The 16,441-nt window shown below is 68.0% G+C and carries 11 protein-coding genes and 2 pseudogenes; 9 read left to right on the forward strand and 4 right to left on the reverse strand.

The window, feature by feature from the left end:
* Positions 1–80 precede the first annotated feature (80 nt).
* Positions 81–5,198 (forward strand): bacterial Ig-like domain-containing protein, encoded by a 5,118-nt coding sequence (locus BLU77_RS12930; RefSeq protein ID WP_139177762.1) that lies wholly within the window; start codon positions 81–83, stop codon positions 5,196–5,198.
* Between the two features lie 72 nt (positions 5,199–5,270).
* On the opposite strand, the pseudogene BLU77_RS23230 reads toward BLU77_RS12930, so the two are convergent.
* Positions 5,271–6,313: pseudogene (locus BLU77_RS23230) on the reverse strand (Ppx/GppA family phosphatase).
* Between the two features lie 102 nt (positions 6,314–6,415).
* On the opposite strand from BLU77_RS23230, the gene BLU77_RS12940 reads away from it, so the two are divergent.
* The 5 genes from BLU77_RS12940 to BLU77_RS12960 all read left to right on the forward strand — a co-directional run bounded on the left by BLU77_RS12940 (position 6,416) and on the right by BLU77_RS12960 (position 10,981).
* Entirely contained in the window at positions 6,416–7,660 is a 1,245-nt protein-coding gene (locus BLU77_RS12940; protein WP_342741487.1) for an ATP-binding protein, read from the forward strand.
* 107 nt (positions 7,661–7,767) lie between these two features.
* Positions 7,768–8,223, forward strand: a complete 456-nt coding sequence (locus tag BLU77_RS12945) for a nitroreductase/quinone reductase family protein (RefSeq protein WP_089773542.1) — start codon at positions 7,768–7,770, stop codon at positions 8,221–8,223.
* A 114-nt stretch (positions 8,224–8,337) separates the two neighbouring features.
* Positions 8,338–9,555: a DegT/DnrJ/EryC1/StrS family aminotransferase gene (locus BLU77_RS12950; protein ID WP_089773543.1), complete on the forward strand. Its 1,218-nt coding sequence runs from the start codon at positions 8,338–8,340 to the stop codon at positions 9,553–9,555.
* A gap of 44 nt (positions 9,556–9,599) precedes the next feature.
* Entirely contained in the window at positions 9,600–10,259 is a 660-nt protein-coding gene (locus BLU77_RS12955) for an amidohydrolase family protein (protein ID WP_139177763.1), read from the forward strand.
* Entirely contained in the window at positions 10,256–10,981 is a 726-nt protein-coding gene (locus BLU77_RS12960; protein ID WP_217632450.1) for an amidohydrolase family protein, read from the forward strand. Before BLU77_RS12955 ends, BLU77_RS12960 begins: the two co-directional genes overlap by 4 nt.
* A 343-nt stretch (positions 10,982–11,324) precedes the next feature.
* On the opposite strand, the pseudogene BLU77_RS23235 reads toward BLU77_RS12960, so the two are convergent.
* Positions 11,325–12,410, reverse strand: a pseudogene (locus BLU77_RS23235) (DUF2330 domain-containing protein); the annotation flags it as partial.
* On the opposite strand from BLU77_RS23235, the gene BLU77_RS12970 reads away from it, so the two are divergent.
* Together BLU77_RS12970 and BLU77_RS12975 are read left to right on the forward strand one after the other, a co-directional pair.
* Entirely contained in the window at positions 12,409–12,723 is a 315-nt protein-coding gene (locus BLU77_RS12970; RefSeq protein WP_089773545.1) for a metal-sensitive transcriptional regulator, read from the forward strand. The pseudogene BLU77_RS23235 and the gene BLU77_RS12970 sit on opposite strands and share 2 nt — an antisense overlap.
* Positions 12,724–12,741: 18 nt before the next feature.
* Positions 12,742–12,969: a heavy-metal-associated domain-containing protein gene (locus BLU77_RS12975; RefSeq protein WP_089773546.1), complete on the forward strand. Its 228-nt coding sequence runs from the start codon at positions 12,742–12,744 to the stop codon at positions 12,967–12,969.
* Positions 12,970–13,024: 55 nt separating this feature from the next.
* On the opposite strand, the gene BLU77_RS12980 is transcribed toward BLU77_RS12975, so the two are convergent.
* A complete protein-coding gene (locus BLU77_RS12980) occupies positions 13,025–13,450 on the reverse strand; it encodes an Hsp20/alpha crystallin family protein (protein ID WP_089773547.1) in 426 nt (141 codons plus the stop codon).
* 198 nt (positions 13,451–13,648) lie between these two features.
* Here BLU77_RS12980 and BLU77_RS12985 point away from each other — a divergent pair, with 198 nt between their 5' ends.
* On the forward strand, positions 13,649–14,962 hold the full coding sequence (locus tag BLU77_RS12985; RefSeq protein WP_089773548.1) for a BNR-4 repeat-containing protein: 1,314 nt from the start codon (positions 13,649–13,651) through the stop codon (positions 14,960–14,962).
* Here BLU77_RS12985 and putP read toward each other — a convergent pair.
* Complete coding sequence (gene putP / locus BLU77_RS12990) at positions 14,946–16,439, reverse strand: sodium/proline symporter PutP (RefSeq protein ID WP_089773549.1); 1,494 nt, start codon at positions 16,437–16,439, stop codon at positions 14,946–14,948. The genes BLU77_RS12985 and putP overlap by 17 nt on opposite strands.
* Between the last annotated feature and the right edge of the window lie 2 nt (positions 16,440–16,441).

Raw genomic sequence — 16,441 nt, forward strand, 5'->3', positions numbered from 1 at the left:
CGATTCGTCGCTTTTGCTTGTTCTGATCGATGCGACGTGTTTTCATTCACGTCGTAGTCACGGAACAGCAAAGGAGCACCATGCCCTCGACGTCGAGCGCGTCCGTCCCCCACTCAGGCAGCAGCCGCGGGCACCGGCCTTGGCCGACCACCGGGCGCTCATCGTCCTGGTCCGCCGCCCTGGCGGCCGTGCTGATCGGGTCCCTCGCCGGTACCACTGCGGTCACCGCGGCACCTGCGTCCGCCGAACCGTTGGAGACGGTCCGAGCCGCCGCCTACCTCGGCGCGAACGAGACCGCCGCCACCTCGTTGCCCGAGACCATCTCGGACGGCACCACCGACTACGCGGTCACCTGGGACATCGACGCCGACACGTTCGCCGTGCCATACAGCACCGTCGAGGTGGACGGAACGGCCGACGGCGAACCGGTCACCGCCGTCGTGGAGGTCCTCCCCCCGGCTGAGCACCCGTTGACCTACTTCGTCGATGCCGGCCACGACGGCGACGCCCAGAGCCAGTGGTGGTCCGCCGACAGCGTCGACTCCCCCGCCTACACCGCCGTCGAGACCCTGACCACGTTGCGCAACGAGGTCCCGGACCAGCGCTTCGCCGATGACGCGACCTGGGGCTACACCTACGACGAGCCCACCGACTACAAGCTCACCGTGCCCGGCGGCGACCCAGCCAGCGGCACTGACCTGTCGACCTTCGGCAAGTACGAGATCGGCGCCCGCACCAACAGCGACCACATCGCCTACCGGCTCGAGTTGGACCCGGGCACCTACACACTGACCAGCGGGTTCTACGAGTTCTACGCCGCCGGGCAGGACAGGGACCGCCAGATCGACCCGACGCTGAGCTACCAGCTCGACGGCGCCGAGGAGTCACAGACCCTCGACCGGGTGGGCATGAGCACCGCCGCCAACACCCCCGAACCGATCCAGGACACCAGCGTCTTCACGATCCCCGAGGGGGCAAGCGAACTCACCCTGACCTACCAGCAGAGCGGCGGCGAGCCACCGATGCTCAGCTGGTTCGCGATCACCGAGGGCGATGCCGAGGAGATCCTCGAAAGCGCGCTCGACAACGGTCCGGACTACGTGGACGTCACCATCGACGCCACCGACATCGCCTCCGACAACGTCAACGGCCTCACCTTCAAGGGCTTCGGCACCCTGAGCGCGAACAGCACCAGCGCCGTCCTGCTCGACTACAAGGCCGCGCACCCCGAGGCCTACGCCGAGCTCATCCGGACCCTGTTCGGCGGCGAGCACCCGATCATGAACCACGTCAAGATCGAGATGGGCAACGACCGGAACAACTCCACCGGCCCGGACGTGGCCACCATGCGCACCGAGGACGAGCCGGCGAACGTCACCCGCCACCCGGGCTTCCAGCTCGCCGCCGACGCGCTCACCGTCAACCCGGACCTGCAGGTCTCCATCCTGCGCTGGAACGCCCCCGCGTGGGTGGACGGCAACGACGACATCTATACCTGGTACAAGAACACGATCCTGGCCGCCTACCGTGAGTACGGCTACATGGTCGACTACGTCAACCCCGGCGTGAACGAGCACAGCGCCGATCTGGCCTGGACCGAGGAGTTCGCCGATCGGGTGAGCACCGACAGCACGGGCTACATCAGCGACGACCCGGCCCTGGCTGGGTTCCGCGACGGTGAGGCCGAGTTGTTCGGTCAGATCCAGACCGTGATCTCCGACGAGGTCGGCGTGGGCACCTTCGGCGACGAGATCATGGCTGATGCCGACCTGCGCGAGGCCGTGAATGTCGCGGCCTACCACTACAACCCGAACGACGACGGCAACGGCAACTTCACCCGGCTCGCGGACGAGTTCGACATGCAGGTGTGGAACAGCGAGGCGCAGGCCACCTTCTCCAACACCGCGTTCCGGCCGAACAACAACACCGCCGACCCGAGCGTTCCCGGCACCGGGATCGGCGGGCACATCAGCTCCCTGGAGATGGCCAACACCATCGTCAAGGGCTTCGTGAACTCCCGCCGGACCCACTTCATCTACCAGCCGGCGATCGGTTCGTTCTACGAGGGTGGCCAGTACTCCTTCAAGGATCTCGTCAGTGCTCGCGACCCGTGGTCCGGGTGGATGCACTACGACGGCGGCCTGGCCGTGCTGCAACACTTCTCCAGCTTCGCCGTGACCGGCTGGGAGAACGAGGACAACACGGCCGGCATCTGGCGGGCCGTACCCGAGGCGAGCAGTTCGGGAGCCACCGGCACCAACCCGGTGAACGGGCGCAACGGTGAGCCGAACTACCTCACCCTCGCCGCCCCGGACGGCTCAGACTTCTCCACGGTGATCGTCAACGACTCCGAGGAGACCCTCACCTACCAGCTCAGCCCGCAAGGCTTCGGACTCGACGGCGCCCCGCTTGCCGTGTGGGAGACCCGTGCGGCCGAGGAAGGCGAGGCCTTCAACGCGAACTACAAGCAGCACGTCGGTGACGTCACTGCCGACGGCGGAGCGTACGTCGTCGAGGTGGCCCCCTTCTCCATGACCACCGTGACGTCCCTGGACGTGACCGCTGACGAGGGCTGGACCGACCCGCTGCCGGTGGAGGGTGAGCGCACAGTTCTGAACACCGGCGACGGCGTGCTGTGGGCCGACGAGTTCGACTACACCGACCGCACGGTTCCGCGACTGACCGCCGAAGGCGAGGTGGGCGACGCGACCGAATTGTTCGTCGAGTCCCGCGGTGGCGAGACCGGGCTCATCCCGCTGTACACCTGGGACCGCAACGGCGCCTTCGAGGCGTATCTCGACGGCGAGGAGTGGGTGCTGCGTCAACAGCTCGACTCCGAGGCGACCGGTGTGGGTGGCGCCTGGAACGGCGGAGACCCGATCACCGCGATCGGCGACCGCCGGTGGACGAACTACCGCGCCACGGTCGATGTGCGCTTCGAGCGGGAGACGACCGACGGCAACTACGCCGCCATCGGTGCGCGCTCCAGTGGTGGCGACAACTCCCAGAGCCTGAACACGACCCCGTACGTGCTGCGGCTGGACCGCGACGGTGACTGGCAGCTGGTGCGGATGGGCTCGGTGACTGCCTCCGGTTCGATCGGCTCCGCCGAGGACGTGGGCGAGGCCTGGCACGAGCTGTCCCTGCAGGTGGCCGGTGACCAGATCACCGGCTGGATCGACGGCGAGCGGGTCGTCGACTGGACCGACCCCGACCCGATCGGCTCGGGCTGGGTCGATCTGGCCAGTGGGTTCCACCACACCCAGTTCGACAACCTCCGCATCGAGCAGGTCGAGTCCTATCTGCCCTACTACGGGGGGTACCTCGACAACCTCGAGATGACCGATTTGAGCGACCCGCCGGCCACCCAGCTGGCCTACTCCGGCAGTTGGAACCACGCCGTCAGCGGCAGCATGTACGAGTACCAGCGCTCCACTTCCCGCACGTCTGAGGCGGGTGCGAGCGTGGCGTACACCTTCACAGGGTCCGGACTGGACGTGCTGGGCGTCAACGACGGGTCGGCGCGCCTGAAGGTGCGCGTGGACGGTGAGCTCGTCGAGCCCGCTGCCCGCACGCAGGCCAGTGGTCAGTTCGAGCAGTCGTACGTGCTGCGCGGGCTCGCCCACGGTGAGCACACCGTGAGCCTGGAGATCCTCTCCGGTTCGTTGAATGTGGATGCCATCGCAGTTCACGACGGCGTCCCTTCCGTCCCCGCGGACGTCACCGAACTGGCCGAGGTGCTGGCCGAGGCCGAGCAGATCGAGCGGACGGACGACTTCACCGACGCCGGCTGGGAGGCCCTGCAGAACACCATCGCCGCCGCACGGTCGGCGGTAGCCGACCCGGCCGGCTACGGTCTGGGCGCTGAGGGTGCCGCGCAGCTGGCGGATCGGCTGCGTGCCGGGTTCGCCCCACTGTGGGACCAGATCGTCTCGGTCTCCGACGTCCGGGTGGCCACCCTGGTGGACATGCAGCCAGAGCTGCCCGATACCGTGACCGTCGAGCTCACAGACGAGAGCACCCGTGAGATTGCGGTCGAGTGGCCCACGGACGTGGACGTCAGTGAGGCGTGGGCGAGCGTCACGGTGGCCGGCCAGTACGGGGGTACGACCATCCCCGCATACGTGGAGGTGATCCCCTCCGGTGTGGTGGCCTTCGCCGACATCAACGGCACCGAGGGCGGATCGCTGGGCTACACCTCACCGACGTATGAGGCGATCGCCGGAGCGGCCGAGCTGGTCAACCCCACCCCGGACCAGCCGTTCGACGGCAGCTGGGGCCACGCCGGGCAGAACGGTGCAGGTTCCGAGGAGGTGCACGTCAAGGGCATCGTGCCCGGTGACTACAGCAAGTTGACCACCACCGGGATGTACACCTCGAACGCTGAGGGCTCCGAGCTGTCGTACACGTTCACCCTGCCTGCCGGGGAGTACGAGCTGGCGGCCGGGAGCCACTCGTGGTGGCCGGATTGGGCCCGTACCTCCGATGTGGTGCTCAGCTACGACGGCGAGGACCACCTGGTCGACTCGGTGACCCTGGACCAGGGGTCGCCCAGTGCCCTGCTGACCTACGCCGTCGAGCTCGAAGCGGATGGGCCACTGACGCTGACCCTGCGCAACACCAGCAGCCAGTCCCCGATGCTGAGCTGGGTGGGTGTGGCCCGCGCCGAGCCGACCCTGACCGGGCTCGAGGTGACCAGTCCGCCGGATCGGCTCACCTACGTCCAGGGTGAAGAACTCGACCTGACCGGGATGGAGGTGAAGGCTGACTATTCCGACGGTTCGCAAGCCGCGGTCGATCACACCGACCTGACCGTGACCGGCTACGACCCGGACACCCTCGGCACCCAGACCGTCCAACTCGCCTACACCGACGGCGAGACCGAGACCACGGCGACGTTCACGGTCGAGGTGGTGGCCGCCGTCACCGGGATTGAGATCACCTCCACACCGGACGACACGCGGTATCGCACCGGAGACGAGCTGGACCTGACCGGACTGGAGGTCCGGGTGGACCACGAGGACGGGACGAGCGTGATCGTCGGCCCGGACGACGTGCAGGTGTCCGGCTACGACGCGGACCGGCACCCGGGACCGCAGACCGTCACCGTTCACTACCAATCGGTCGCCGGATCCGGTGAAGACACCTTCCGGATCCTGATGGCAGCCGCCGGGGGTGGACGCCCGGACTGGACCTGACACTCCACGGGCACCACGGAGTACCGCCAGCCGGCTCGGGAGGGTCTTGGCTGGCGGTACTCCCGTGTCGTCTCAGAGGTGGTCGAGCCGGCGCAGCAGCGCTCCTTCGCGCAGTGCCCACGGGCAGATCTCGATGCGTTCCACCTCGAGCGCGCGGAGCGTCTCCACGGCCACCACAGCTCCGGCGACGATCTGGTAGGTCCGCTCCGGGGTGATCCCGGGCAGCTCCATCCGTTGCTCGGCCGGGATCTTCGCCAACCGCGGCACCCAGTCCTCGAGCTGGCTGGTACTGAGCTGCCAGCGCTGGTCCGGCCCCATCCCGTCCACCGCCATCCCGGCGAGCCGGGCGAGGGACCGGAACGTCTTCGAGGTGGCCACCACATGGTCGGGGGCCGAGCGTGCGCTCACCCTGGCCACGAGTGGTTTGAGCTGGCCCCTGACGGCGGAGCGGAGCGCCTTGAGCTCCTTCTTCTTCGGGGATCGTTCTCCAGGTAGGCGCGGGTGAGGCGGCCGGCGCCGAGCGGGACCGACTCGGCCACGTCCGGGATCTCGTCGATGCCGGCGGCGATCTCCAGCGATCCACCGCCGATGTCGAGAACGAGCAGGTGGCCGGCGCCCCACCCGAACCAGCGCCGGGCGGCGAGGAAGGTGAGCTCGGCCTCCTCGGCACCGGAGAGCACCTGCAGGTCACCATCCAGGCGGGAGCGGATCTCGTCCAGGATCTGCTCGCCGTTGGTGGCCTCGCGGATCGCTGAGGTGACGATCACCAGCGTCTCGTCCACCTTGTGGGTGCGGGTGATCTCGGTGAGCGCATCGACGGCCTCGAGCAGTGCCTTGTGCCCCTCACCGGAGATCTCACCGTCATCGGAGAGATAGCGCATCAGCCGCATCGAGACGCGCTCGTCCACCTCCGGGATCGGGCGGGCACCGCGCACGACGTCGAAGACGAGCAGGTGGATGGTGTTCGAGCCGATGTCGAGAACGCCAAGTCGCATCCGGTCATCGTACGGATGCCCGCGTCGGCGCGCCGGTCGATGGCCGCATCGGCCTGCGGGGCAGGTCGAGAGTACGCCGTGCTCCGGGCTTGGTGGCCTCGTGCCGAACACGGCGGGCATGCTTCCATCTGTATCGTAGGTGACCTTCTATTTGTATCGTAGACGGCCTTCTACTTGTAGCGTAGATTCCTCGCGCCGAGTACGATTGCGCAGGTGACCTACATGCGCCGAACACTGGATACCGTCCTGGACGACAGGATGACCTACGAGGCTGCGATCGCGATCGATGGCCCGAAAGGCGTCGGCAAGACCGCGACTGCAGTGCGGCGAGCGGCGAAGACGTGGCGAATCGACAACGAGGCTGAGCGAGCGATCCTCCAAGCCGACCCCACGTTCCGCGATGCACCGTCCGGCACTCTGCTCATCGACGAGTGGCAGCACTACCCCGCCATCTGGGACTCGGTGCGACGCCAGGTCGACGATGGAGCCAAACCTGGTCGATTTCTGCTGACAGGGAGCGCCACGCCGCTGCCCGGGTCTGGAACTCACTCCGGAGCAGGCAGGATCGCGTCGGTGCGGATGCGTCCGATGGCGCTGTATGAGCGCCGGCATGCCGAACCCACTGTGAGCCTGTCTGCGCTGCTCAGCGGCACACCGGGTCAGATCACGGGAACGTCGGCCCTCTCAGCCGGGGACTACTACGAGGCCATCGTGAAGAGCGGTCTGCCCGGCATCTTCGAGCTTTCCGAGTCGCGTGCTGCTCGCCGCCTCGAGGACTACCTTCGGCGCGTCATCGACAGGGACATGGCAGAGCAGGGATACGCCGTCCGAAGGCCGGAGACCCTGCGACGCTGGATGTCCGCCTATGCCGCAGCCACATCGACGACGACGTCCTACGCCACCATGCTCGACACGACGACCGCCGGTGACGGCAGTCAGCCCGCACGCAGTACGACCATTGCCTATCGGGATCGACTGAGTCAGCTCTGGCTACTCGATCCTGTTCCCGCTTGGCAGCCTCGCCTGAACAATCCATTCAAGTGGCTGCAGCATGCCAGCAAGCACCAGCTCGCTGACCCCGCGCTTGCAGCCAGACTTCTCGGCCTGAACTCCACCGCATTGGGCTCGTCGCACGGCGCGGCCATGGCGGGCCCACTGTTCGAAGCGCTCGCCACGCTGACGGTACGTGTCGCCGCGGAGGCAGCCGATGCGAGAGTGGGGCATCTGCGAACGAAGAACGGAGACCACGAGGTCGACCTCGTGGTCGAAGGCTTCGATGGGGAGGTGATCGGTGTCGAGGTCAAGCTCGCAGCGCACATCGATGACAGGCAGGTGCGTCATCTGACCTGGCTCCGGGATCAGCTGGGCGACCGCGTGGTGGATCTCGTCGTGCTCTACTCCGGCACGGAGGCGTACCGCCGCCGCGATGGCATCGCCGTCGTTCCACTCGCACTGCTGGGCGAGTGACCCCGGTTCGCCTAGAGATCCACAACCCGAAGCCAGCCTTTCGGCCGATGCGCACGGGCCGCCGTCGGGAGCATGCTCGAGGGACCACCTACCCGCCGGAGCAACAGATGCCCAGGACACCGTTCGTCCCACCACGCCCGATCGTGACCACCGCGTGGAAGGTGCACCGTGCGATTGCCCGCCGCGGGCCGGGCCGCGGTCTGTGGGAACCGGGGCAGCGCAACGCGTGGGGCGCTCTCTCCCTGACCACGCTCGGGCGCCGGTCCGGTCAGGAGCGCACCGTGATCCTCGGCTACCTGCCCGACGGCGACCGCTGGCACACGCTGGCCATGAACGGCTGGGGCGAGGGTCACCCAGGCTGGTGGCTGAACCTGCGGGCCCGGCCACAAGCCACGGTCACTCTGCCCGAGGGATCGACCCACGCCGTCCTCGCCCACCGCGCCGAGGGCGATGAGCACCAGCGGCTCTGGGGCGCATGGGTCGCACTGGAGCCGGGGATCGTCCAGCTTGCTGCGGGCCGCCGCACACCCACGGAGGTCGTGGTCCTGGCTCCGGTGCGATGACGAGACTCCCGCACTGACAGCGGTCCGTGCTCGTCCGGCGGGAACGACCGACGTTCGACAATTTCGGCCCGGCCCGTATTATCGTGAGTACACGGACGGAACAGAAAGGCCCTGATGCTGGCGATCGACGGCGGCACTCCAGTGCGAGCCGACCCCCTCCCGTCACCCATGACGGCCGCCGGGCGAACCATCGGCGCCGAGGAAGAGCAGGCGGTGCTGCGGGTGCTGCGCAGCGGCATGCTCTCCGGCGTCTGGGGCACCGAAGTGGCCGCGCTCACCCGGGAGTTCGCCGAACTGATCGGCACCGAGCACGCGGTGGCGTGCAGCAGCGGCACGGCAGCCCTGCACCTGGCCGTCGCAGCGGTGGATCCCGCCCCCGGCGAGGAGATCATCGTCCCGCCGATCTCGGACATGGGCACCGTTTTCCCGGTGATCGCCCAGAATGCCGTGCCCGTGTTCGCGGACGTGGACCCGGCCACCGGCTGCCTGGACCCGGCGGCGGTGCAACGCGCGATCACCCCACGCACCCGGGCGATCATCGCGGTGCACCTGTTCGGCAAGCCGGCACCCGTGCACGAGCTGCGCCGGATCGCCGACGACGCGGGGGTGCTGCTGATCGAGGACTGCGCCCAGGCCTACCTGGCACCGGTAGGCGACCAGCTCGTGGGCAGTGTTGGTCATATCGGCTGCTTCAGCCTGCAGCAGTACAAACACATCACGGCCGGTGACGGCGGACTGGTCACCACCGACGACCCGGCACTCGCCCGGGCGATGCGTCTGTTCGCCGACAAGGGCTGGCCACGCGACACCGGTGAACGCACCTACCTCTCCTTCGCACTGAACTACCGGATGACCGAGTTGGTGGCCGCAGTAGCCCGCGCCCAGCTGCGCAAGCTCCCGGAGGTGGTGCACCGCCGTCGGGAGGGCGCGGCGCACCTGGCGGAACTGCTCGCCGGCTCCCCCGGCCCGGCCCTGCCCACCGATACCGGCGACCACGTCTACTGGTACCTCCCGCTGCTGCTGGAGGGCCTCGACGCCGCGGGCTTGCGGCGGTATGCCGCAGCCCTGACTGCTGAGGGCGTGCCCAGCCTGGCGGGCTATCTCGCGCGCCCGTTGTATGCCGAGCCGGCGGTGCGCGACTCGGCGGCCTACGGCGGCAGTGGCTTCCCCACGCGCGGGGTCGGCGACTACGCCGACGGGTTGTGCCCGGCCGCCGAGGAACTCATCGAGCGCCGGCTGGTCGTCATCCCGTGGAACGAGAACTTCTCGGATGCCGATATCGGCGACATCGCCACCGCGATCACTCGGGTGCACCAGGAGGTGGCGCGGTGATCGCCGATTGTGATCTGTTGATCGGGCGGGAAATCATCTCGGGCATGCGGCAGTCGCCGGACCAGCTGGCCGACCGTCTCACCCAGGCGCCCATTGACGGCGGAGCGGTCGCCTCACTGCGTGCGTTGCAGTTCGACGTGCGCACCGGTAACGACGAGGCGGCGGTTGCCGCCCAGCGGTATGGCTGGTGGCCGGTGTACGGGATCGATCTGCGTGACCCGCTGGGGGCCGAGCAGGAGATGGATCGGGCCGCCGATCAGGGGGTGCGTCTGTTGCGGCTCGCGCCGGGCAGGCAGCAGATTGCTGGGACGGCGCCGCGGCTGCGGATTCTCGTGCGACGTGCCACGGAGCTGGGGATGACGCTGCTGGTGGAGGGCTCCACCGTCGATGTCGGTGCGGCCATGCTGGGCCTCGGTGCCTCGGTGGTGTTCCTGGACCAGCACTTCTACGACCTCGGGGAGTTCATCTTGCTGGCCCGGGACGAACCGGGGTTTCACCTGAGCACGCGGCTGCTCGGCAGTCCGGGAGCCTGGGAGTTGCTCCTCGAGCATGCCGGGCCGGAGCGGCTGCTGCTGGGGACCCGGGCGGGCTGGTTCGAGGAGTACGCGGTCCTGGACCAGCTCGAGGCCAGTCCGCTCACACCCGAGGAGCGTGAGTTGGTCGTAGGCGGGAACCTGCGCCGGCTGGCCGGGAGGTCGTCGTGATCGTGGACGTGCACGGCCATCTCGGACCGTGGTTCTTCTTCCCGTGCGAGGGCACCGCGGCGGAGAACCTGCGGGTGATGGACACCTACGGTATCGACGTCCAGCTGGTCTCCTCGGTCGAGGCGGTCACCTACGATCCAGTGGCCGGGAACGCGGCTCTGGCCCAGGCCATCAGTGACGAACCACGGCTGCGGGGGCTGTTCGTGATCGACCCGCGCGATCTCGGCGCCGCCGAGCGGCAGCTCGACGATCTGCGCGAACTGTTCGTCGGCGCCAAGATCCACACCCACTACTCGGCCACTCCGGCAGGGTCACCGGCGATGGCCGACGCCCTGCGCCTGTGCGCCGACGCCGGCCTACCCGCCCTGGTGCACACCTGGGGAACCGAGATCCTCGACCTCGCCGACACGGTTGCCTCCGTGCCGGGGGCACGAGCGATCGCCGGGCACATGGGCGGTCCGGCCTGGCGGTTGGCCCCGGAGGCTGTTGCACGCACCGACCGGCTCTGGCTCGAACCGTGCTACTCGCGGCCCGACGCCGGACGCGTGCGGTGGGTCCTGGACCGGATCGACCCGCGGCGAATGCTGTTCGGCACCGACGCCACCCTGATCGACCCGGCCCTCGCCTTCGGCGCGATGCGGGCGGCACGGCTGAGCGCCGACGAGGAACGCCTGGTGATGTCGGCGAACGCGATCGACCTGTTCGGTCTCGATCCGGGCTGAAGCCCGGCAGTATCGACGGGTCTGACGCACGCACTGCCCCATCTGGCAGCAGTGCGCTCAGGCCCGTCGATTCTCTACGGTGCGACGTTCTCAACCTCGCGGGGGCAGGCTTCTCAGCACCCTCCCGCCGCCGTCGAGTAATCGCCGAGGCGAGGGCGAGCGCGCCGAAGGCGGCAATCCCCCCGATCGCCACGAGCACCGGCCCGGCCGGCAGCCCGAGGATCTCCCGCATCCGGGTCTCGTAGCGCACCGGCTGGTAGTCCGCGGCACCGGCAGCAGGACCAAAGGTGAAGTCAGAGACGATCTCACTACCCGGGTTGTAGAACCACTGGTCGAAGACGGTGAGATAGGCACCGTCGCCGGCGAGCGCCGCGAGGGTGGGATCGGAGACCTCACCCGGGTCGAGCGGGCCGGCAAAACTCAGTTCCCCGGTGATGGAGTCCCAGCTCGGGTCGGTGCGCTGCACCTGCTGCTCGGCGATCACATAGGTGCGCACGAACTGGTCGGCGGTGGCCGCCGCCGAGATGCGCATCGGGTACAGCATCGTGGAGGAGTCGAACGTCAGGTGCAGCGGTTCGATGGCGCCGGAGAGACTCTCAGCCTCCGACGTCAACCGGACGGCCACGTAGTGCCAGCCCTCGGCCACGTACGGCAGCAGGGCCTCCGCCACCGCGTCCCCCATCACATAGTCGTGCTCGTCGAGCCAGTCGGCGAGGCCGTCAGCGTCGCTGGCCGAGAGCACACTCACCTCGAGCGGGCCGAGATTGACGGTGGACATCACCTCCACCGGGCCGGATCCGGTGGCCCCGTCCGTTGCGCTGCCGGCACCGCCGCTGCTCTCGGGCCACCACGAGTACCGGACCTCAGTACGGGGCTCGATCATCTCCTCGAGACTGTCGAACACCGCGGGGTCGGCGAGCTGCACGTCGGCCGGGGCGGGGGTGGGAATCAGGAGAGCCGCGTCGTCGGCCTCGGTCAGCATGTCCAGCTGGAGCAGGATCTCCTCGGTGCTGCCGTCCCACGCGACCACCGCAACCTCACGGTTCACGGCCAGGTCATGCTCGTCGGATGCCAGAGCAGCGCCACAGGCGCAGGCCTGCGCCGGCTCCGGGACCAGCACCACGGCCCCGGTGAGCGCCAGGCTCGCAACTGCCAACGCGGCCACGCGACGACGTAGCCGAGCAGCGCGCGCACGGAATCCGGGGGAAGTCATGACAGCAACGCTATGGGAGCCGATCGGCCCAACCCCGCGCTGTGTCCGTATCGATATCGTTGCCTCACCGATCGTGATCGTTCCGTTGTCACACCTGCACAGATCCTGCACAGGCCGTTCCGGAACATCTACCGATCTATACCCTCCGGGGGTACTATAGGACTGAGGAACACGACGAGCGCGCCGGGCCGCGGCGGCACCGAAGGAGCAGGTCATGACGGAACAGGTGATCGAAGTCGGCGAGGCGCCGCACGGGTACGTCCCGGAGAAGGATGCCTACCTGAAGCGGCTCCGTCGAGTCGAGGGCCAGGTCCGCGGGATCGCACGGATGGTGGAGAACGACACGTACTGCATCGACGTACTCACCCAGATCTCCGCCGTCACCAAAGCGCTGCAGGCCGTTGGCGTGGGCCTGATGGAGGACCACCTCGCGCACTGCGTGGTCGATGCTGCCCGCCGCTCCCCCGAAGAGGGAGCGGAGAAGGTGGCCGAGGCCAGCGCCGCGATCGCGCGCCTCGTGCGCTCCTGACCGGACGGAGAGATTCTCATGGACACACTGACCACCACGATCGAGGTCACCGGGATGACGTGCGGTCACTGCGTCGCGCAGGTCACCGAACAGGTACGCGCGGTCGAGGGGGTCAAGGACGTCAGCGTCGAGCTGCACGAGGGTGAGGCGTCTCCGGTCACTGTCATCTCGGACGCACCCGTGAACGAGCAGTCCCTGCGCGATGCCGTCGACGCGGCCGGCTACCAGGTCACCGCGATCCACTGACCGAGCACAGCACGACGCCCGGGCAAGGAACTCCTCACCCGGGCGTCGTCGTGCGTCAGGCCGCGTCGGTCTGACCCGACTCCACCTGCGGCGTTTCCTCCGCCGCCTGCACGGCGATCTTGCGCGGCTTGGCCCGCTCGGCCACCGGGATCCGCAGGGTCAGCACGCCATGGGCGTAGCTGGCGCTGATCTCGTCAGTACTCAGGCCGTCGCCGAGGGTGAGCTGACGGCGATAGGAACCGGACGGACGCTCCTGCGCCAGCCATCGACCACCCTCGGGCTGGGCCACGACGCGCTCGGCCTGCACGGTGAGGACGTTGCCGTCCACGTCCAGGTCGATCGAGTCCGGGGCCACGCCCGGCAGGTCCACGTCGACGACGAACTCGTCGCCCGAGCGGTACAGGTCCATCGGCATCCAGCGCGGCCCGCGGGCGTTGCTGCGGCGGTCGAAGTCGCGGAAGGGGTCGAACATGAGAGTCATCGCTTCCTCCAGTGATCGTGGTCGGTTGGCAGCCGGTTCCGCGCCTGCTGGCGCGTCCCGGTATGCCTGTCTCAACGCCGACGGCGTCCCCCCTGTTCCAAAGTTGAGTCACCTTCGCTCAAGGCGAACGAGGAGGCTGGTGACCACCCCGTGGGAAGCGTTATCCACCCGCTCCGATCTTTGGCAGAATCGACGACCATGGTTGCGACGACGCCCACCCACGACATCCACACCTTCAACGACAATGGCGCCTGGTGCTGGTTCCAGGACGAGCGCGCCCTCATCGACCCCGCAACGAACACGCTGATGATCGGCTCGGTGGCGGCCGCTGAGGGGCCGGGCGGCGACGAGCGATCGGGCAACATCGAGCTCGCCGTGACCGATCTTGCCTCCGGCAGCACCGAGATCGTCGTGCTGCACGAGCAGCTCGAGGTCGACGACCACAACGACCCTGCCCTGTGGATCCGCCCGGACGGTCGATACCTGGCGATGTACACCAAGCACAAGACCGACGACCAGCAGCGCTGGCGCATCTCCACCCGTCCGCACGACGCCACACAGTGGGGTCCCGAGCACACCTTCGACTGGACCGAGCTGACCGGCGGACGCGGCGCCACCTACTCGAACCTGCACTACCTGGCCGACGAGGACCGCCTGTATGCCTTCGTCCGGGCGATCAACGACGACCCCTCCATCCTGATCTCCGACGACCACGGCGAGACCTTCCGCTACGGCGGCAAGCTGTTCACTCGCCCGAAGATCGGCTACGTCAACGGCTACACCCGATACGCCTCCAACGGGACCGATCGCATCGACCTCATCACCACCGATCATCACCCTCGCAACTACGACAACTCGATCTACCACGGCTATATCCGCGGTGGATCCCTGCACCGCAGTGAGGGCACCGTCGTGGACAGCTCAGTCCTGGATCCGGAGGCGCCGTCGCAGGTGGAGCTGACCACCGTGCTGGCCACGGGCACCGTGCTGACCGACTCCCCGCTCACGCACGCCTGGACCACCGATATTCGCCAGGGGAAAGACAGCCAGTCCGGTCAGATCGCGGCGGTGCTCACCGCACGGGCGAACGACGAACCGGAGAACAGCAACTTCTCCGACCACCGGTTCGTCTATGCCCGGCACGACGGCGCAGCCTGGCAGGTCTTCCCGCTCGCCAAGGCGGGGGCGAACCTGCTCCCGCACGAGGAGGACTACACCGGCCTGGCCTCGATCGACCCCTACGACCTGGACTCGCTCTACCTGTCCGCACCCATCGACCCGCGCGACGGGGCCGAGCTGGCACACCACGAGATCTTCCACGGGCGCACGTCCGACGGCGGAGCCACCTGGGAGTGGACGCCGATCACCGAGGACTCAGGCGCGGACAACCTGCGTCCGATCGTGGTGCCAGGCGATCCGACCACCCTCGCCGTCACCTGGTTCCGTGGCTCGATGACGGCGTCGCAGCACTATGACTGCCGGGTGGTCGGGATCGTCAGTCAGCGACCTTGACGGTGAGCAGCTCGTCAGTCTCGGCGAACTCCCGATCGATGTTGTGGTTGCGCAGGTAGGTCGCGTTGCTCACCACGATGGCCACGATCAGGCAGCCGAGGAAGCCGGGCAGGAGCTCGTAGATCCCGGTGCCCAGGAAGCCCCAGGTGAAGACGATGACGGCGCCGGTGGCCATCCCGGCGAGGGCACCCCAGTGGGTGAGGTTGCGCCAGAACAGGCTGAGCAGCACGATCGGCCCGAACGCCGATCCGAACCCGGCCCAGGCGAACGAGACAAGTCCGAGGATGGTGTTGTTCGGCACGATCGCCATCAGCGCCGCCACGACGGCCACGGCCAGGACGCAGGCGCGGCCCAGCACCGTCAGGTGCTTGGGCGAGGGCGCTGTCCGGCGGAACACCTTGTAGAGGTCTTCCACGAGGGCGGAGGAGCACACGACGAGCTGACTGGAGATCGTGCTCATGATGGCGGCGAGCACCGCGGCGAGCACGAAACCGGCCACGATCGGGTGCAGCAAGAGCTGAGCCATGACGAGCACCACGGTCTCGGGGTTGTCCAGACTGGTGCCCGTCTGCTCGAAGTAGGCCAGACCCACCAAACCGCAGATCACCGCGCCGATCATCGACAACCCCATCCAGGTCATCCCGATGCGGCGGGCCGAGGTCGCCGCCTGCGGGCTGGGCAGGGCCATGAACCGCACGATGATGTGAGGCTGTCCGAAGTATCCGAGACCCCAGGCGAGCGAGGAGATGACGCCGATGATGACGCCACCGGTGACGGCCGCCCCGCCGAAGATCTCCAGGTGCTGGGGACCGGCCTCGGCGAGTGCTGGGCCGATCTCGGCGAATCCTCCGAGGCTGACCACGGCGAGGGCCGGAACGACGAGCAGCGCCGTCATCATCATCAGGCCCTGAGCCACATCAGTCAGCGATGCACCCAGGAACCCGCCGAACAGCGTGTAGCTCAACGTCACCACGGCCACGAGCGCGAGACCGAGGTGGTAGTTCGAGCCAAAGGAGCTCTCGAAGAACACCCCTCCGGCCACCATGCCGGAATTGATGTAGAGGGTGAAGAACACCAGGATAATCACGCTGGAGACGATGCGCAGCAGACGTGAGGAATCCTTCAGGCGGTTCTCCAGGAAGCTCGGGATCGTGATCGAGTTGTTCGAGACCTCCGTGTAGGCCCGCAGTCGCGGTGCGACGAACTTCCAGTTCAGGTACGCGCCAATGGTCAGGCCTACGGCGATCCAGGCGTCGATCAGGCCGGAGACATAGATGGCGCCCGGCAGACCCATGACGAGCCAGCCGGACATGTCCGATGCGCCGGCACTCAGCGCGGCCGCCCAAGGCGGCAGGTTGCGCCCGGCGAGCATGTAATCCTCGTGGTCCTTCGTGTTGCGTGCGGCGAAGACCCCGATGGCAATCATGCCGGCGAAATAGATGGTGAGTGCGATGTACAAATACGTCTGATCGGACATCG

Source organism: Ruania alba (assembly GCF_900105765.1).
In the GTDB taxonomy this organism is placed as follows: Bacteria; Actinomycetota; Actinomycetes; order Actinomycetales; family Beutenbergiaceae; genus Ruania; species Ruania alba.

What these genes read in the sequence shown, in the direction of transcription:
- BLU77_RS12930 (WP_139177762.1), top strand. Translation starts at nt 81, where the DNA reads ATGCCCTCGACGTCGAGCGCGTCCGTCCCCCACTCAGGCAGCAGCCGC.
- BLU77_RS12940 (WP_342741487.1), top strand. Translation starts at nt 6,416, where the DNA reads ATGCGCCGAACACTGGATACCGTCCTGGACGACAGGATGACCTACGAG.
- BLU77_RS12945 (WP_089773542.1), top strand. Translation starts at nt 7,768, where the DNA reads ATGCCCAGGACACCGTTCGTCCCACCACGCCCGATCGTGACCACCGCG.
- BLU77_RS12950 (WP_089773543.1), top strand. Translation starts at nt 8,338, where the DNA reads ATGCTGGCGATCGACGGCGGCACTCCAGTGCGAGCCGACCCCCTCCCG.
- BLU77_RS12955 (WP_139177763.1), top strand. Translation starts at nt 9,600, where the DNA reads ATGCGGCAGTCGCCGGACCAGCTGGCCGACCGTCTCACCCAGGCGCCC.
- BLU77_RS12970 (WP_089773545.1), top strand. Translation starts at nt 12,409, where the DNA reads ATGACGGAACAGGTGATCGAAGTCGGCGAGGCGCCGCACGGGTACGTC.
- BLU77_RS12975 (WP_089773546.1), top strand. Translation starts at nt 12,742, where the DNA reads ATGGACACACTGACCACCACGATCGAGGTCACCGGGATGACGTGCGGT.
- BLU77_RS12980 (WP_089773547.1), bottom strand. Translation starts at nt 13,450, where the DNA reads ATGACTCTCATGTTCGACCCCTTCCGCGACTTCGACCGCCGCAGCAAC.
- BLU77_RS12985 (WP_089773548.1), top strand. Translation starts at nt 13,649, where the DNA reads ATGGTTGCGACGACGCCCACCCACGACATCCACACCTTCAACGACAAT.
- putP (WP_089773549.1), bottom strand. Translation starts at nt 16,439, where the DNA reads ATGTCCGATCAGACGTATTTGTACATCGCACTCACCATCTATTTCGCC.